Annotated in this window: 19 protein-coding genes; 3 read left to right on the top strand and 16 right to left on the bottom strand. The window is 46.2% G+C overall.

What is annotated here, in order from left to right; all coding sequences use genetic code 11:
- Window positions 1–6: 6 nt before the first annotated feature.
- From cpdA to nudF, 3 genes are read right to left on the bottom strand one after another with little or no spacing between them, the layout of a single operon-like run.
- Complete coding sequence (gene cpdA / locus KO537_RS19560; protein WP_173246864.1) at window positions 7–846, bottom strand: 3',5'-cyclic-AMP phosphodiesterase; 840 nt, start codon at window positions 844–846, stop codon at window positions 7–9.
- 15 nt (window positions 847–861) lie between these two features.
- On the bottom strand, window positions 862–1302 hold the full coding sequence (locus KO537_RS19555; RefSeq protein ID WP_105251470.1) for a DUF1249 domain-containing protein: 441 nt from the start codon (window positions 1300–1302) through the stop codon (window positions 862–864).
- 6 nt (window positions 1303–1308) lie between these two features.
- Window positions 1309–1911 (bottom strand): ADP-ribose diphosphatase, encoded by a 603-nt coding sequence (gene nudF / locus KO537_RS19550; RefSeq protein WP_028759445.1) that lies wholly within the window; start codon window positions 1909–1911, stop codon window positions 1309–1311.
- Window positions 1912–2155: 244 nt separating this feature from the next.
- On the opposite strand from nudF, the gene tolC reads away from it, so the two are divergent.
- Window positions 2156–3463, top strand: a complete 1308-nt coding sequence (gene tolC / locus KO537_RS19545) for an outer membrane channel protein TolC (protein WP_105251469.1) — start codon at window positions 2156–2158, stop codon at window positions 3461–3463.
- A gap of 77 nt (window positions 3464–3540) precedes the next feature.
- Here the strand turns inward: tolC and KO537_RS19540 are convergent, their stop codons facing one another.
- Genes KO537_RS19540 through KO537_RS19530 form a run of 3 tightly spaced genes read right to left on the bottom strand, consistent with a single transcriptional unit; the run spans window position 3541 to window position 5743 of the window.
- Window positions 3541–4278 carry a TIGR04219 family outer membrane beta-barrel protein gene (locus tag KO537_RS19540; protein ID WP_173246867.1) on the bottom strand — a complete coding sequence of 246 codons (738 nt, stop codon included), beginning with the start codon at window positions 4276–4278 and terminating at the stop codon, window positions 3541–3543.
- Between the two features lie 2 nt (window positions 4279–4280).
- Entirely contained in the window at window positions 4281–5249 is a 969-nt protein-coding gene (locus tag KO537_RS19535) for a DUF2333 family protein (RefSeq protein WP_105251468.1), read from the bottom strand.
- 11 nt (window positions 5250–5260) lie between these two features.
- Window positions 5261–5743, bottom strand: a complete 483-nt coding sequence (locus tag KO537_RS19530; protein ID WP_113941529.1) for a copper chaperone PCu(A)C — start codon at window positions 5741–5743, stop codon at window positions 5261–5263.
- A 33-nt stretch (window positions 5744–5776) separates the two neighbouring features.
- Between KO537_RS19530 and KO537_RS19525 the strand changes: the two genes are divergently transcribed.
- Window positions 5777–6514, top strand: coding sequence for an enoyl-CoA hydratase (locus KO537_RS19525; protein WP_028761866.1), 738 nt, complete (start codon window positions 5777–5779; stop codon window positions 6512–6514).
- A 131-nt stretch (window positions 6515–6645) separates the two neighbouring features.
- Here KO537_RS19525 and KO537_RS19520 read toward each other — a convergent pair whose 3' ends face one another.
- The 3 genes from KO537_RS19520 to dusA form a co-directional block, all read right to left on the bottom strand.
- Window positions 6646–6846 carry a PspC domain-containing protein gene (locus KO537_RS19520; RefSeq protein WP_113941528.1) on the bottom strand — a complete coding sequence of 67 codons (201 nt, stop codon included), beginning with the start codon at window positions 6844–6846 and terminating at the stop codon, window positions 6646–6648.
- Between the two features lie 151 nt (window positions 6847–6997).
- Complete coding sequence (locus KO537_RS19515) at window positions 6998–7288, bottom strand: hypothetical protein (RefSeq protein WP_173246873.1); 291 nt, start codon at window positions 7286–7288, stop codon at window positions 6998–7000.
- A gap of 208 nt (window positions 7289–7496) precedes the next feature.
- Window positions 7497–8516: a tRNA dihydrouridine(20/20a) synthase DusA gene (dusA, locus tag KO537_RS19510; protein ID WP_219235434.1), complete on the bottom strand. Its 1020-nt coding sequence runs from the start codon at window positions 8514–8516 to the stop codon at window positions 7497–7499.
- A 110-nt stretch (window positions 8517–8626) separates the two neighbouring features.
- Here dusA and KO537_RS19505 point away from each other — a divergent pair, with 110 nt between their 5' ends.
- The gene (locus tag KO537_RS19505) at window positions 8627–9700 is read left to right on the top strand and encodes a site-specific integrase (RefSeq protein ID WP_113941525.1); all 1074 of its coding nucleotides are present in this window, start codon (window positions 8627–8629) and stop codon (window positions 9698–9700) included.
- Between the two features lie 48 nt (window positions 9701–9748).
- Here the strand turns inward: KO537_RS19505 and KO537_RS19500 are convergent, their stop codons facing one another.
- The 7 genes from KO537_RS19500 to KO537_RS19470 form a co-directional block, all read right to left on the bottom strand.
- Window positions 9749–10015 (bottom strand): ogr/Delta-like zinc finger family protein, encoded by a 267-nt coding sequence (locus KO537_RS19500; RefSeq protein ID WP_014358019.1) that lies wholly within the window; start codon window positions 10013–10015, stop codon window positions 9749–9751.
- Between the two features lie 197 nt (window positions 10016–10212).
- Window positions 10213–11373: a phage late control D family protein gene (locus KO537_RS19495; RefSeq protein WP_219235431.1), complete on the bottom strand. Its 1161-nt coding sequence runs from the start codon at window positions 11371–11373 to the stop codon at window positions 10213–10215.
- Window positions 11370–11819 carry a phage tail protein gene (locus tag KO537_RS19490; RefSeq protein ID WP_219235430.1) on the bottom strand — a complete coding sequence of 150 codons (450 nt, stop codon included), beginning with the start codon at window positions 11817–11819 and terminating at the stop codon, window positions 11370–11372. Before KO537_RS19490 ends, KO537_RS19495 begins: the two co-directional genes overlap by 4 nt.
- Window positions 11820–11821: 2 nt before the next feature.
- Window positions 11822–14662, bottom strand: a complete 2841-nt coding sequence (locus KO537_RS19485; RefSeq protein ID WP_219235427.1) for a phage tail tape measure protein — start codon at window positions 14660–14662, stop codon at window positions 11822–11824.
- Window positions 14655–14786, bottom strand: coding sequence for a GpE family phage tail protein (locus KO537_RS19480; protein ID WP_014358022.1), 132 nt, complete (start codon window positions 14784–14786; stop codon window positions 14655–14657). Before KO537_RS19480 ends, KO537_RS19485 begins: the two co-directional genes overlap by 8 nt.
- Window positions 14787–14794: 8 nt before the next feature.
- Window positions 14795–15124 carry a phage tail assembly protein gene (locus KO537_RS19475; RefSeq protein ID WP_219235425.1) on the bottom strand — a complete coding sequence of 110 codons (330 nt, stop codon included), beginning with the start codon at window positions 15122–15124 and terminating at the stop codon, window positions 14795–14797.
- A gap of 136 nt (window positions 15125–15260) precedes the next feature.
- Complete coding sequence (locus KO537_RS19470) at window positions 15261–15776, bottom strand: phage major tail tube protein (protein ID WP_219235423.1); 516 nt, start codon at window positions 15774–15776, stop codon at window positions 15261–15263.
- Window position 15777: the final 1 nt, after the last annotated feature.

The following is a 15777-nucleotide window of genomic DNA, read 5'->3' as shown; positions in this document are numbered from 1 at the left end:
TTCGCGTTAATAACCGCTAGAGTTGTTGTCGGGGGAAAAATGGTTACCCGGTACGCGATACACTTTAGTGTTGATGCTACCATCTGCTTTCAACTCCAGCAAACGATAACCCGGTTGAACGCCATCCAAGGCAAAATAAGGCGATAACGGCTTAAATTGAATACAAGTGGAAGGTGTCGCCATCAACTGCAACGTGCCATGGGGCCCATTATGATGGGTATCAATACATTGGTGCACATGTCCCCAGAGCAATCCTTTGACCTGCGGATACTTTGCCACTCGCGCGATAAACTCGGCGCCATTGTCCATGCAGTGCTGATCCAGCCAAGTACAATTCACAACGATGGGATTGTGATGCATCACCAGTAAAGTATGGCATTCAGGATGTGCGGTAATGGCTTCATCAATTAATTCGAATTGAGTCTCGGCCATATTGCCGCCAGGCTTTCCCCGCACGGTTGAATCCAACATGAGGATTTGCCAGTTTCCCGCCAAAATACGCTGCTGCCCAAAAATCTGTTCACCCTGCATATGCAGATACATGATCCGTGGATCGTCATGATTTCCAGGAAGATAATGGCAAGGTAAGCCAACGGGGGTGACTGCTTTCACAAATTGCTGATAGGACTCAGCCGAATAGTCTTGACTCAAATCGCCCGTGGCGAGCATCAAGTGAGCAGGATAGTCCACAGCTCTAATCGTATTTAATACGGCAGCAAAACTTTTGCTAGTATTAACTCCTAATAGCTGAGCTTCAGGATCGGCAAAAAGATGCGGATCTGTGACTTGCACGATACGCACGCTTTCCCCTTCAGCTATGGAGTAAGAGACAGCCTCTTTCAGCACATTGAATACCCAATTCTAAGACTGGCACACGACACTGTGTTGGTAACCAATCTTTAATAACTCTTCCAGGAATGCATTCACCTGGTACTTTTCATCACTTTGATACATGCGTACATTGGGATAATCATACACTGGGCGTAATTGGTAAATCTGTTGGCCAGTTAACACTTCTGCTAATTTAGCATCGTGATAAATTCTCACTAACACCTTGGGAGTATTGATAAACTCCTTGATTTCGATGGGACGAGATATCTCAACTAGCTGAGTATATTTGGTATTTTCTAAAATTCGCACTACTAATATACCAAACTCACCTTCGAGTCGCCATGACTCACCGATAGCTATCTCTAACGGTAACCATTTCAACATGTAGCCATAATTACGCCCGCACAGTGCTAAAAAATCACTGACGTTGGGTTTATAGCGCCGTTTTAGACTCGAAGTAGCCAAATTCATCCCAACTTAAACCAGTTGCTGATAGTTTAATTGTAACCATTGTAATCCAATAACGGTCGACGCATTATCAATCTCGCCCGCAACCACTCGCTCATAAGCTTGCTCGCGGCTCATAACATGCAATCGAATATCTTCGTGCTCTTCAGCTAATCCATGCAATCCACGGGCATCGTTTGAATCGACATCAGCCCAATAGAAATAGAAACGTTCTGTACTACCACCTGGGCTCGCTAAATAGCTATTTACACTGTGTATTTGCTTAGCCATTAAGCCAGTTTCTTCCATTAATTCTCGGTGTGCAACATCCAGAGGCGTTTCTGCGGGCGCAATCATACCCGCGACTAACTCAAGAAGCCAAGGAGATTTAGCGGTTGCTAATGCAGGAAAGCGTACCTGTTCAATGAGTACGACTTTATCTTGCTTGGCATCATAGGGAAGGACGACCACAGCATGACCCCGTTCAAACACTTCGCGAGTGACAGGCTTACTCCAGCCACCAGCGAATAATTTATGCTTGAAAGTGTATTCGTCCATTGAGAAAAAACCTTGATAAAGGGATTTTTTTCCTAAGATCTCAATATCCGTTTGCGAAAAAACAGGGGGTTTCATACTCTATCCTTAAAAGTTAAATTTGCGCCTATAATCAAGGCAATTTGAGCACATTTTTAAAATAAAATCTGTTACACTTCGAATTTGACTTGAAAGTGTCAGAGTTCTTAGACTCTAGGTCATTAAGTTTTAGCTGTATCGGGAAGCGTCGGGAAGCGCAAACCGCCTTGGTAAAGGCATTACTTAGTCTAAACGAAGTTAAAATATTCCTCCGTGGGGGGATTTTGTCTAATAAGGACAGCAAATGAAATTTAAGATCCATAATTTATGCGCAGCATTAACACTTGCGGCTTCCGCTTCAGCGGTGCAAGCAGATGATTTGTTGCAAATTTATCAGCAAGCACTGACCAGCGACCCGCTCGTATTGCAAGCCCAAGCCCAGCGTAATGGTTTGTTTGAGAAAATCGAACAAAACCGCGCTCCGCTGTTGCCAACCATTAGTGCAAATGTCGGTTATGACAAAGCTTGGAATGATCCGAAGGATGATGCAAGTGGTCTAGTAGGTAGCCTGAAATTAAATCAAGTCATCTATGATCACAGTGCTTGGGTTGGTTTAAGTCTTGCTGAGAAAGCCGCTTCTCAAGCTGATTCCGCTTATGCTTCAGCATTACAAAACTTGATTACTCGTATCACTAAAGCCTATTTCGATGTATTAACGGCGAAAGACAACTACGAGTTCCAAGGTGCAGAAAAACGCGCAATCGAGCGTCAACTTGAACAAACTAAACAACGTTTCGCAGTGGGTTTAACCGCGATTACCGATGTGCATGAAGCTCAAGCGCAATATGACTTAGCCTCAGCCACTGAAATTTTAGCCGAAAACACGCTCGCCAATAGTTATGAAGCCTTACGTGAAATCACCGGCATCGATCACAAGACGATTAATGTGCTAGATACCAACCGTTTCTCAGCCGTTACGCCAGCGCCAACGTCATCTAGCGAATGGTTAAAAATTGCTGAAACCAATAGTGTTGATTTAATGACTCAACGTATTGGTAAAGATATTGCTCAAGAGACCATTAAGCTTTATCAAGCAGGCCACATGCCGTCTTTAAGCTTAAATGCCGGTTACAACAAAGGTCTTGAGCAAAAAATGGGGAATCTCAACGAACCTGATTTTGATAATGTCAGCGTTGGTGTCAACTTAAGCATTCCGATTTTCGAAGGTTTTAAAGTCAGCTCACAAGTTAATGAAGCACAATTCCAGTATGTTGAAGCAAGTGAAAAGCTTGAGCAAATTTACCGTGGTGTAGTGAAAAACGTTCGTAATAACTACAACAACGTAGGTGCTTCTATCAGCTCAATCAAAGCTTATGAGCAATCGGTTATTTCATCAGAAAGTGCCCTAAAAGCCACTCAAGCGGGTTTCGAAGTGGGTACTCGTACTATCGTTGATGTTTTGAACCGTACCCGTGACTTGTACGACTCAAAACGTAAATTATCCGATGCGCGCTATAGCTACATCAACTCAGTTGTTGCACTAAAGCAAGCTGCGGGTACATTGAATGAAGATGATGTTATCGCCATCAATAATGGCTTGATTGCACAGTAACAACGCTCTCAGTCATTAAGCATAAAAAAACCGCCATTTGGCGGTTTTTTTATGCTTAAAAGTTAAAATCAACAAAATTAGAAGTTGATTTCAACACCCGCAAAATAACCTTTAAATTTAGTATCGGCACTCACACCCGAGAAATTACTCACATCGAATAAAAATTCACGGTAGCCTACACGCACACGGGTATCGACGGCCAAACCATCAAATTGCCAACCTAAACCAATAGCATAGTCGTGCACGCTTGACTCATTGACGCCCTGCATCAAATCAGCAAAACCGTACAAGCCTAAGCCAGGCATACCTACATGCGTACTGGCGTAACCCATCACAATACCGCTATCGACATCTTTCTCTTCAGGATGGCCAGGATCTTGCACGCGCAGTGAACCATTCATTAACTTGTATGCAGCACCAAGGTCCAATGACACTATGTCGTTGTCCAATATTTCGTAGTACAGCACGAAGTCTGTGTTACTCAAATCAGTATAAGTGGTAACATTGCCGTTAAAATCATGACCATTGAAGTTGAAATCAGCATCCGACATGCCGCCTTTCTGATCTAGGCTATTTTCACGGATTTTAATATTAGGGACAAATGGCAATGGGTGCTCAACTGCAATCCAATAACTGCCTTGAGCAGATGAACTGTAATCAAATGTTTGTTGTGGTTGACCTTTATCAGCAAAAGTACCGCTAGTATCGGCGCGCCAGTAATCACCACCAATAGTAAAACCAACCACAGTTGCCGCTTGGGCAGATGAGGCCATACAGAATCCTAATACCGCACTGGCGAGGAGAGTTTTTTTCATAATTAACCTTGAGATAGCAAGTTCGTTAAATCAATCACCGCGGCATTCGCACGGGATACATAGTTAGCCATAACCAATGAATGATTAGCGACTAAGCCAAAACCGCTGCCATTCAGCACAACAGGGCTCCAGACAGTTTGCTGAGTAGCTTCCAGTTCACGAATGATCTGTCTTAGGCTCACTTCAGCATTTTTCTTCTTTAAGACATCTGCAAAATCGACTTCAACAGCACGCATAAAGTTCAACAACGCCCATGAAGCACCACGGCTCTCATAGAAGACATCATCAATTTTCCACCAACTGGTTTTTACCTGATGGCTGGTCAAATTTGGGGTTGATTGACGCGCCGAATTGTCACCAGCTAGGTCTGTATTTAAGCGCTCTTGGCCAACGCTGGCAGATAAACGCTGTGACATACTGCCCAGACGTTTCTGCACTTCTTTCAACCATTCATTAAGGTTGTCAGCACGGGCATAAAACTGTGCATCTTGATTATTAGGGTCCATCATGCGGGCACGATAAAGCTTCAGCAATTTGATTGCATCGCGATATTCGCTTTCGGCACTGGGTACTAACCAGCTAGTGTGGTCAATATTGAGCTTAGATTGGGCTTCGCCTAAATCTTTGTCCGCCGCAGATTGTGACTGTGAGCGGCTAAACTCTTTACGCATAATCAAGGCTAAATCACGGGCTTGCTCCAAAGCACCATATTCAAATGCGGGCATGTTATCCATGAAGATGGAAGGTGGCATCACATCGTTTGATAACCAACCACCTTGCTTATCGAGTAAATTTTCGACAGTGAGGATTAGCGATGTAGTGGTAGCGTACCCAACAATATTCTTATTGGATGCTGTTAATTGTTGAGGGCTAATCGGATCCGGTTCGATACTCCACCATACACTCACGCCATAACCGATTAATACTAAAAATAAACCGACCCCGGTAACTTTTTTCCATGTAATTTGCATCAAGCGACTCCTTAATGATGGTGATGATGCTCTTGCTCTGCGGCGTTTTCTACTGCTTTACTAACAGGCAGGGTAATTGCCATTTTCTCGCCACCGTCAAACTCTAATTGCAGTTCAACTTGTTGCTCTAACACCAATGGCGCTTTTAAGCCAAGCAACATGACGTGATCCCCTGACGGCGTTAACGTTAATGTGCCATGGGAGGGGATGTCAAAACCTTCAACATGGCGCATCTTCACCATGCCTTGGTCTTCGATAATCGTGTGTAATTGGGCATCCTTTGCCACAGTCGTACTGACACCGATAAGACGAATCGCTTTATCTGTGTGGTTTTCAAGCGTAAAGTAAGCGGCAGTATTTGGTACTGTCTCAGGCATGGCGCGTATATGACCTTCAGTCATGACTACGTTCGCCAACGCTGAAAATGATGCACAAGATAAAACTAGACAATTAAACAGCTGTTTGAATATTGGTTTCAATGTCTTAAACTCCATGTCTACCCAATGTCGTCGTAAAGGAAACAACCCATGAGTCATATACAGGTTCAGGATGATCAGGGCGTGCGTATTATTAGCTTTAATCGCCCTGATAAACGCAATGCACTTGATCTTAATATGTATAAACAACTGACAGAATACCTGATCGAAGGTGAAGCAGACAACGACATTCGTGCCTTTATGCTCCATGGCCAAGATAATTGTTTCACCTCAGGCAATGATGTTGCTGACTTTTTGAAAAATAGTGACTTAGGGCCAAATCATCCCGCAGTACGTTTCTTATTTTGTCTGCTCGAACTCAAAAAACCTCTGGTGGCTGCTGTTTCTGGTGCCGCCGTCGGTATAGGTACAACCGTACTGCTACATTGCGATCTGGTATACGCTGACAACACGGCGAAATTTCAACTTCCCTTCGTCAACCTGGCTCTCGTGCCGGAAGCGGGGGCTAGCCTACTCTTACCAGAACTCATTGGTTATCAAAAAGCGGCTGAGTTACTGCTACTTGGTGAAAGTTTTAATGCCGAGACGGCCCATAGACTCAATATGATCAACGAAATTGTGGCCCATGAAGATTTACTCAGTTATGCATTATCTCAGGCAAAAAAATTGGCCAATCAACCGCCACAAGCACTACAAATCACACGTCAATTAATGCGTCCGCATAAAAATCGTGTACAACACCAAATGCACCAAGAACTTGAACAATTTAGCGCTAGGCTAAAAAGTGATGAAGCCAAAAGCAGATTTCAGGCTTTTTTGAAAAAGTAGTCTGCAAGGCAGTATGCACATACATGTCGCATGAGGGTCAAAGTGCCCTCTTGTTGATAGGTTTAATTGCAACATTTTAAATCACAACAAGCCACTTATGAGCTCATCGAACGCCAGCCATCACGGCATGCTTAGGCTGGTTTTTTCCATTGGTCAACTAACAATGCTAAAACAAAGTAAATTAGCAAACTTACACCCGGCATAAATACAACTGCACCAGCCCACACCGCACGAGTCCAAAAACAAGACCAATCAAATTTCCACGCCATGCCAGCAGCAACACCACACACTAACCGCTCTGGACTCTCCATACGCACTTTTAATCGTTTCATCTAAAACCTCGGCTCAGTTCATCGCTAACTTATTTATCACTAACACTATGCCACTGAAACCAGCAAATAATGCCTGAAAACAACGCAAGACTAATTACAGGTAACAGTAGCAATGTCATCAAAGGTGCTACAAACCACATAAGCAGATCCTTTACTTAGCGCTATATTCATCGGCACCTGCCGATTCACCTTTATTTTCAGCGTTTAAGCTAAGTTGACTGTTGAAGTCATAAATACTTTCAGCCAGTTGTGTTTGCAATGACATCACAAATTCACGCTTTACACTGACGAACAACTCTTGTGTCTGCGCAGTTAATGTTTGCTCAATAGTTCCCACAACATCTGATATTGGTGCGGCTTCTGCGTGTGCTGCAACGCTACCGACTAACGCGCCTAATAACACACTCATTTGTACTGATTTTTTAATGGTTAACGTAAACATGATGGCATCCCTTTCGATTAATTAACTTGACGAAGGGACTATTACAAACTGCGTGCCAACTTATAAAAATATTTTTAAGATTATGATTTTAATCATTTTAAAAAATTTATGTGGACAAAATGAGATATAGGGATGGATTGGAAAATAACAAGTGGTGAAAAATACTACTCAAATTAGTAAATTTCACCATCTTTTAAGTCGAGTGGAATTACTCTACAACTTCAGCCTGAATATTCTGAAAAGCCTGCTTTACCACTTCTATCCCAGCGCCGTTTTTATGGGCATTTTCGCTCAAATAACGGCGCCACGCACGGGCACCCGGTAAGCCTTGGAATAACCCGATCATATGGCGAGTAATATGATTAAGTCGCCCACCCGACTGCAAATGTGCTTCGATATAAGGCAACATAGCCTCAATCACAGCCTCGCGGCTGATCACTGCTTTTTGACTGCCACACAATATTTGATCCACCTGCGCCAGAATATAAGGATTCTGATAAGCCTCGCGCCCCATCATTACTCCATCGAGCTGCACTAAATGAACTTGTGCTTGCTCGAGAGTTGTTACGCCGCCATTAATACCAATATTAAGTGCAGGATAATCACGCTTAAGTTGATACACACGCTCATAATCGAGCGGCGGGATCTCGCGATTCTCTTTTGGGCTTAACCCTTGAAGCCACGCCTTACGCGCATGGATAGTAAAATCCGTACACCCTTTTGCACTGACCACATCAATAAACTGGGTTAAAAACGCATAACTATCTTGTTCATCAATTCCGATACGCGTTTTCACAGTCACAGGAATATCAACGACTTGTTTCATGGCGTCAACACACTCAGCCACTAACTCAGGTTCCGCCATCAAACACGCGCCAAAGCGACCATTCTGCACTCGATCGGAAGGACAACCCACATTGAGGTTAACTTCATCGTAGCCTCGCTCAGCAGCGAGTTTAGCGCAACGAGCCAAATCTAAGGGATTAGAGCCACCTAACTGCAACGCCAAAGGATGTTCTTCTTGGTTATACGCCAAGTAATCACCGCGACCATGCAATATCGCTCCTGTTGTCACCATCTCCGTATATAACAAAGCATTAGCCGACATCAAACGTGCAAAATAACGATAATGACGGTCCGTCAAGTCCAACATGGGCGCAATGGAAAAGGTCCTATCGAGCAATTCCGTTGGTGTACATGGCTTTAAGTGGTGGTTTTCAATTTTCATTGTTTATCTTGAGTTACTTCTAGTTGCTTGTAATTGCCGTCAATTTCGTTATATGGTGCCCCATATAGGCCCCTTTTTGGGGTAGGACGAATTAAGGTTAATCTCATTCTATGGCGTCATTTACTATTGAGAAACGTGCTAAGGCAAACGGGGATTTTAGCTACCGTTGCACTATACGCGTTAAAGAAAGTGGGGAAATTATACATCGTGAGTCTAAAACTTTCAGTAAAAAGGAAGTTGCTAGAACTTGGGGCAAAACCCGATGTGATGCAATTGAAAATGATTTTGTACTGCAAAAGAATAAAGCGATTTTAATCGGCGAGTTACTTAACCGTTTTTTTGAAGATGCTGACCTGTGGTCAAGAACCGGCCGCACCAAGCAATATGTTATTCGCATGCTGATTGACTGCGATATTTCAAAAGTAAGAAGTAACAATTTAAAGACCAGCGATTTAATTGAGCACTGTAAAAATCGGCGTATGGCTGGCGCAGGCCCCGCGACGATTTATCACGATATTGCTTACCTGCGTAGTGTGATGAAAAAAGCCGCCCCCGTCTGGAATATTGATGCTAACTTTCAGGTTTTTGAAGAGGCCGTGCCTGTTCTCATTGAAATGGGGTTAGTGGGTAAAAGCCAAAAGCGAACCCGTAGACCGACAGAGAATGAGCTTGAACGATTAAAAGAAGGGCTTGAGCAACGCATGAGTTACCGCCCAAACGGGGCTAATCGCATCCCGTTTATCGACATGCTGGATTTCAGTATTTTGACCTGCATGCGCATTGGCGAAGTATGTAAATTAAGATGGGTCGATTTAAATAAAGACCATAAAACGATTTTAGTCCGTGATAGAAAGGATCCAAGAAAAAAAGAAGGCAACCATATGATTGTGCCTTTGCTTGGTGGATCGTTTGACATTGTTATGCGCCAACCTGTTTCTGATGACTTAATTTTCCCCTATAACGCCACATCCGTGACGGCTGGCTTTCAGCGTGTTCGTAATGAACTCGGTATTACTGATTTGCGTTACCATGATCTCCGCCGCGAAGGGGCTAGTAGACTGTTTGAAAAGGGATATTCGATTGAGGAAGTCGCTCAGGTTACAGGGCATAGAAACCTGAATATTTTATGGCAAGTTTATACACAGCTGTTCCCGCATAAGCTGCATGACAAATTTAAAGAATAGCCAAAAGCCCACTTTGATGTGGGCTTTTTGTTTTGGTTTTACTACTGGTTATCGCTGAGCTGGGCTAGCTTCTGTGCGGCTCGGCTCTACTTGTGGCTTGGATATTCTGCTCATTTGCAGGTTTATCCCTTCACGGCGAATGCGTGGCGGTACTACGGTGCGCTGGATTTCTTCAATACTAACGAATATGTGACCACATTCGTCGTTATTGCATCGGTAGGTTTTCTCACGGGTGAGTGGCGTGATGGCGCGAGTTCGGCGCTGTAGTGCACGGCTGTCGCAATGTGGGCAGGTCATGCCTGCACCGCAACCCATTACACAGCCTCTTTATGGGTGTTGGTTTTATATGGTTTAAGCACGGTCATGGTTAACTCCTTATTGTCACTGCGTACAACCATTCTAAAGGCTGGCTATAGGGTTATATACACAACATATTGTATGTCTTTGCAAAATTTTTACCTTCCGCTGTAGCCAACATAGTTATTGGCGTCTATGCTCTATACATTTGACGGTTAACCTGTTTCATCTTCGCCGCTGGTCACCTCAGCCACTTCACTGTTTTTTACTTCTAGCTCGATCCCTGTGATGTAACCAGTGTCGGTGATGTTGTGCTCAACGCGGGTAAGTAGCCAGTCACTGTTATCTATTTGCGGTTTAAAGCCGCTGACGCTAACCGGCAGCTCAGGGAATAACTCCGGGCGACCCATTGCTAAGGTGATGGTGAAGGTGGCCACGCCGCGTTGCAGTTTGTCCCACATGGCACGCGCTGCGCGCTCGGCGTTCTGCTTGTTGGCATAGGTATGCCGTAGGGTTTTGACGTTGTTGTTACTGCCAACCATGATCTCCTTTTCGCCCACAGCTATTGGTGCACCATTTTGGTCTAGAGGCTGCTCAAGTTCAGCTTTGGGTTTACTTTTTTGCCAAGGCTTTTTTGCTTTAACAGTTTGTCGCTTGGCGGCTTTATCGTTTTGCCAGTAGGCCACGACGCCTGAGTAAGCATCGCGATCGGCTACACCAAAGTGATGGCTGTCGCCTGACTGACGGGTAATGTCTACACGGTCGAGCGCGATGCCGCTGGCATTGTGGGCTAAACCCGCCTGTAAAAATAACAGGTTGCCATTTTTTACCGTTGCTATGGCATCAAACTGTTCAGCTAGGCGGCTTAGAAAATTGGCATCGGACTCGTTGGCTTGGTCGATGTGATCGATAAATTCCATTTTCAAGTTGTCGCTAATTTTAGCCTTGAGCTGATGCCGAGCTGCGATGACATCGATAATGCTGCTCACGCTTTGTTTATGAAAGCTTTGCTCGCGGCTTTGCTGCAAGGTGCCGCGCATATCGGCGGATTTACCGCGAATGGTTAAGCAATCTGGCGGCCCGCTGTGCTCGAGTTCGTCAATGGTGTAAGTGCCTTTATCAACCAGCGCACTACCCTTCCAGCCAATACGCACTTGCATGGTTGCGCCCTTGGGTGGCATCGCCAGCTCACCGTCTGTGTCATCAAGTTGCACTTCAATGCTGTCGGCCTCAAAGCCGCGGTTATCTGTTAGGCGCAGCGACATAAGCCGCGCTTTCACTTTGGGGCTGATGTCTTTGCCATTGACCAATATTTGATAGTCTGGCGTGGGCTGGTCGCTCGATGCTAGCGGGTTAAACTGTTCGACTAAGTTCACAAAATCTTCCTTATCAGCTTGCTGATACCCATGCCAATAAGGTTCTCGTTCGCGATGAGGCTGGTGTTCTTTTCATCCACCCGTTTCAGCTCAATTGTAAATTCAATCTTCCTCGCTGCGCCGTCACTAAAAAACTCGCTACGGCCTTTGCTGATTTTCTCGATTACAAAAAAGCCTGTCACAGTACCGCGCCCTTCAATAAGCGGATAGGCTTTACCTGTGTCGGCCATTTTACGCAGCGCCTCAAGGCTTAGCTCTCCGCCCGTTATTTCTGGCATTAGCACACCAGATAGCGTTAGCGTTTCGTCCCCCACACCCAAGAACTGCGCCGATGGTCGCGCACCGATGCGACTATTGGTTGGGTGACGCCATACCATGTCATGTTGCGATGTTTGGTATGGCACAGTTAGCCGGCTAAATACAAAAAAACCGAGTGTCATCATCATAATTAGTTAAGGTCCTTAAGGCTGCTGCGAAGGCGCGCATGCTGAGCGCGGTCACGCTTTTCTAGTTCAATCGCGACTAGGCGCGCGACGTCCTGCGCATCCATATTGGCGGTAGCGTTGATGGTAATGGGCGCATGGATCCCCGCATCGATGTGAACGGTTTGAGGCTGTGGCGCTTGGCGCTGCGCAAAGGCACTGCCGGCGTTTAATCTATCTGGCACTGCGTTATGCGTTAAGCCATTGCTGTTAAGCACTAAGTCGCTGCCGTTATGCGTTAAGTCGTCACCCTTCGCTTTTCTGGCTGGCAGCTCGCCCTCTTTTACCAAACGGATTGCGTCCGGTACCGAATAATCAGCGCCTTGGTATTCATATCTGATGGTGCGGGTTTGGTCTGGGATTGCCTGCATATTTGGCATTGCGGCGGCAGGAAGTGCCGAGATGCCCAGCACAAAGGCAGTGCCTGCCATCTGCTTACCGAGCTTGCTGACTTCGTTTAGTGGTGCTTGTTGGCTTCGATTCAGGCCAACAGTTAAGCCGTCCATCGTTTGGTCGCCCATTACCGCAAACACTTTACTGGGTGAAGCAATACCGAGCACATCTTTAAACCAACCAATCGCATTGCTGGCCGCATTGGTGATGGTTTCTTTTACTTCGGTCAACTTGCCGGTGATCCCTTTAACTAGGCCGTCCATCGTCATCTCGCCCAGGCTGCTAAACTTAGCGGGCAGTCCGGTGAAAAACGACATGATTTCGCTAAAATTGTTTACAATCAGCCCGAGTGGCGACCATGAAAAAACGGTTTTCATGGTTTCCCATATGCCAGAAAGCACGGCTTTAATGGGCTCAGGTAAACCATTAAATAGGTTAGTAACAGCAATAATGCCACTATCGACCAATGAGGTGATTGTCTGCCAGAATCCAACCATCCACGCCTTAACCGTGTCCCAGTGAGTAACCAGCAAATAGCCTGCAGCAACTAACGCCGTAATGCCTAAGATCACCCAACCAATGGGCGTAGATACCAGCGCTAAAGATAAGGCCCTTAATCCACCGATCACCCACTTAAATGCACCACCCATCTTAGTGAGTGCGCCACCCATCAGCGGTAATGACTTAATGCCAAGTATCGATGTGCTGTATTTAAGCATGGCCATTGGGCCTAAGATGCCCGCTAGCATGATGGTGATCGAACCGCCGACGGCAGCGACAATAGCCATGGCTGCAGCCGCTTTAAAAAGCGTACCGGTTAACTCAGGATTCACCCTCATCCAATTACCAATGCCGTTAACTACTCCAGTGATTTGCTGGATAAAACTGCGAATACCTCCGTTGTTACCTTCGAATATTTCGATGCCGACATCTTCCCATGCAGATTTAAGGGTATCGATATCGCCCTTGGCATTATCAGCCATGGTCTTAGCCACTCGCGCGTTCTCGCCAACAGATTTACGCAGCACATTGGTAAACGAGGTAATGGCACCATCACCCTGCTGCTTAATTAGCTCGCTGACGCCAGTGCCAGCTTCTTCACCAAAGATGGTTTTAAGTATTGCGGCGCGGTCAGCGTTCCCCATCGTCTTAGTCGCCTTGACCACATCCGCCAAGATGTCGGGAATTGCACGCAGATTGCCAGCACTGTCTTTGGTTTTTAGTCCTAAGTATTCTATTGCGTCGGCAGCAGGCCCAGTTTGCCCTGCCAAGCGGTTAAGCATGGCGCGCATTACCGTGCCGCCTTGGCTCGCTTGGATACCAATGTTGCCGAGCAACCCCGACATAGCGGCAGCTTCTTCTACGCTCACACCTAAATCACGCGCGGCAGGTGCAACGTATTTCATCGTTTCACCCAGCATGGTTAAGTCAACGTTAGCGCGGGTTGTGGTTGCGGTAAGCACATCGCCAAGACGATTCATTTGATCTGCCGCCAGGCCAAAGCCAGACAATATGTTTGAGGCAATATCGGACGTAACCGCGAGATCGGTATCGTTGGCCTTGGCCAAGTCGAGCATGCCAGGCATGGCTTGTTTAATTGACTTAGCATCAAAGCCCGCCATGGCTAAGAATGACTGCCCCTGTGACACATCGTTAGCAGTAAAGCTGGTTGAGGCGCCAAGTTCGCGCGCTTGTTTGCGCAGTGCGATAAGTTGCGGATCGTTTTTATCAAGCCGAGTTAATGCCTGAACCTTGGATTGTGCGGCGGTAAAATCTAGACCTGGTTGTAACACCTGAGAGCCAGCATAGAGCGCAGCCGCACCTGATGCTGCAGCTGTTGCGCCCGCACCAGCCATATTGCCCTGCAGTGCTTTGGTTTTGTGATAAGTGGCTTGTGCTGCGGATAGCTTTTTCTGTTGCTCCGAAACCTGTTGTAGGCGGCGCTTTTGTTGGTCGAGTTGTTTGTTAGCCTGAGAAAGATCAGCAGTCAACGTGCGTTGATGCTGTGAAAGATTACGAGTATCAATCCCCGCAGAGCGGAGTGCTTCACGCTGCCGGTGCTGGCTAATGGTCAAGTTTTTATGCTGAGTATTCAGCCTGACCGTTGCCGCCCTAGCTTGCTCGTACTCTTTAACCAGCGCTTTAGCCGGTGCCTGACTGCTTTGCATCTCAAGCGCTAGGCGTTTCACTTCCTTTTGTGCCTTGGCCAAATCATTGGCGGTAATGCCTAGGCTGCGGCTCACCTTGCGATAACCATCGATTTGAGCTGACTGTTTATTAAGAGACTTTACTCGGTCTTGCGTCTCTTTTAATTGAGTGGCGGTTATGCCGCTGGCTTGGCGCATCTTTTTTAATGGCCCAGTGATCTTATCCACTGCCGCCAATAACACGCGCATCTCTAATTTTTTAGTCATGTGAAACCTTGTTAATTCTTTCCCATCTATCCAGCGCTTTATCGTGCCAGCCTAGAAGCTCATCGATGTCCATTGCCGCCATCTCGGATAGCGGCCAATGAAAGATAATGGCGATATCCGCCATAGTGTCATCTATGCACTCAGGGAGGCTTGACTGTCGCTCTCGCTCTGACTGTCCATCTGTAACTTCTTCGGCACCAAAAAATTACTGATTTCCCCGCCGATTTGAACTAAGTCTGCAGGGTCCATGGTGAGTACTTCATCTTTGGTGATCATCGGCGTGCTAATACGAGGCAACAACGTGGAGATAGCATTAACATCAAGATTGAGTAAATCAGATAGCGATAATCCGCGCAGTTCGCCCGCTCTGGGTTTGCGCAAGGTGACTTCAGTAACGGACTCTTTACCGCGGCTGATGGCTTGATCGAGTGTGACTTTTTTATGGGTAATAGTGACTGACATTGTTAGATCCTCTGTTATGGCTAGGATGGCCGGTATGCGGCTTGAGGGCAGGATGCCCGGTGCCGCCTAATTAAAAAATGCCCGCATACGGTGATGTATTGCGGGCTTAGGTTTGTATTAACGCTTTAAGCCAGAGTTATAACCCGATAGCTTTGCGGTGTTCGGCCATCATGTCGACGCCGTTGATTAGCTCAATGCCGTTAACGGTATCGACTTCAACGAGCACTTCTCCGCCTGCGGTTTCTTTGTAGTAAGTGCAGGTCATGGTGGCTTTGGTTTGGCTGTTGTCGCCTGTTTTGTAAGTGCCGCGATCCAGTTCTTTGTAACGGCCACGGCAAACGATTTCGACCGCTTGTACTTCGCCAGTGTCATCACGTTGGAATGAACCCGCAAAGCGCAGCATCACACCGTCGATTTTGTTGGCCGACATTTGCTTAACCAGCTTGGCCTCGTAACCGCCAAGAGTGAACTCAACGCCTAAGGCGTCATCGTCTAGCCCCATATCGATATCAGCCGCACCTGGCATACCGCCGCCACGGTATTTTTCAAACTTGCGGCTTAGTTTGGCGGGGGTAAATTCTTCCGCTACACCGATCCAGTTTTCACCGTCACCGAATAGGTTGAGGTGTTTGAGTTTTCTTGGTAACGCCATG

This window comes from Shewanella sp. NKUCC01_JLK, from assembly GCF_019345615.1.
Classification (GTDB): domain Bacteria; phylum Pseudomonadota; class Gammaproteobacteria; order Enterobacterales; family Shewanellaceae; genus Shewanella; species Shewanella oncorhynchi.
This window is presented reverse-complemented; position numbering and strand designations above follow the sequence as displayed.

Bases quoted from the DNA above. Each gene is read 5' to 3' on its own strand.
- KO537_RS19555 (WP_105251470.1), bottom strand. From the start codon at position 1,302: ATGAATTTGGCTACTTCGAGTCTAAAACGGCGCTATAAACCCAACGTC.
- nudF (WP_028759445.1), bottom strand. From the start codon at position 1,911: ATGAAACCCCCTGTTTTTTCGCAAACGGATATTGAGATCTTAGGAAAA.
- tolC (WP_105251469.1), top strand. From the start codon at position 2,156: ATGAAATTTAAGATCCATAATTTATGCGCAGCATTAACACTTGCGGCT.
- KO537_RS19540 (WP_173246867.1), bottom strand. From the start codon at position 4,278: ATGAAAAAAACTCTCCTCGCCAGTGCGGTATTAGGATTCTGTATGGCC.
- KO537_RS19535 (WP_105251468.1), bottom strand. From the start codon at position 5,249: ATGCAAATTACATGGAAAAAAGTTACCGGGGTCGGTTTATTTTTAGTA.
- KO537_RS19530 (WP_113941529.1), bottom strand. From the start codon at position 5,743: ATGGAGTTTAAGACATTGAAACCAATATTCAAACAGCTGTTTAATTGT.
- KO537_RS19525 (WP_028761866.1), top strand. From the start codon at position 5,777: ATGAGTCATATACAGGTTCAGGATGATCAGGGCGTGCGTATTATTAGC.
- KO537_RS19520 (WP_113941528.1), bottom strand. From the start codon at position 6,846: ATGAAACGATTAAAAGTGCGTATGGAGAGTCCAGAGCGGTTAGTGTGT.
- KO537_RS19515 (WP_173246873.1), bottom strand. From the start codon at position 7,288: ATGTTTACGTTAACCATTAAAAAATCAGTACAAATGAGTGTGTTATTA.
- dusA (WP_219235434.1), bottom strand. From the start codon at position 8,516: ATGAAAATTGAAAACCACCACTTAAAGCCATGTACACCAACGGAATTG.
- KO537_RS19505 (WP_113941525.1), top strand. From the start codon at position 8,627: ATGGCGTCATTTACTATTGAGAAACGTGCTAAGGCAAACGGGGATTTT.
- KO537_RS19500 (WP_014358019.1), bottom strand. From the start codon at position 10,015: ATGGGTTGCGGTGCAGGCATGACCTGCCCACATTGCGACAGCCGTGCA.
- KO537_RS19490 (WP_219235430.1), bottom strand. From the start codon at position 11,819: ATGATGATGACACTCGGTTTTTTTGTATTTAGCCGGCTAACTGTGCCA.
- KO537_RS19485 (WP_219235427.1), bottom strand. From the start codon at position 14,662: ATGACTAAAAAATTAGAGATGCGCGTGTTATTGGCGGCAGTGGATAAG.
- KO537_RS19480 (WP_014358022.1), bottom strand. From the start codon at position 14,786: ATGGCGGATATCGCCATTATCTTTCATTGGCCGCTATCCGAGATGGCG.
- KO537_RS19475 (WP_219235425.1), bottom strand. From the start codon at position 15,124: ATGTCAGTCACTATTACCCATAAAAAAGTCACACTCGATCAAGCCATC.
- KO537_RS19470 (WP_219235423.1), bottom strand. From the start codon at position 15,776: ATGGCGTTACCAAGAAAACTCAAACACCTCAACCTATTCGGTGACGGT.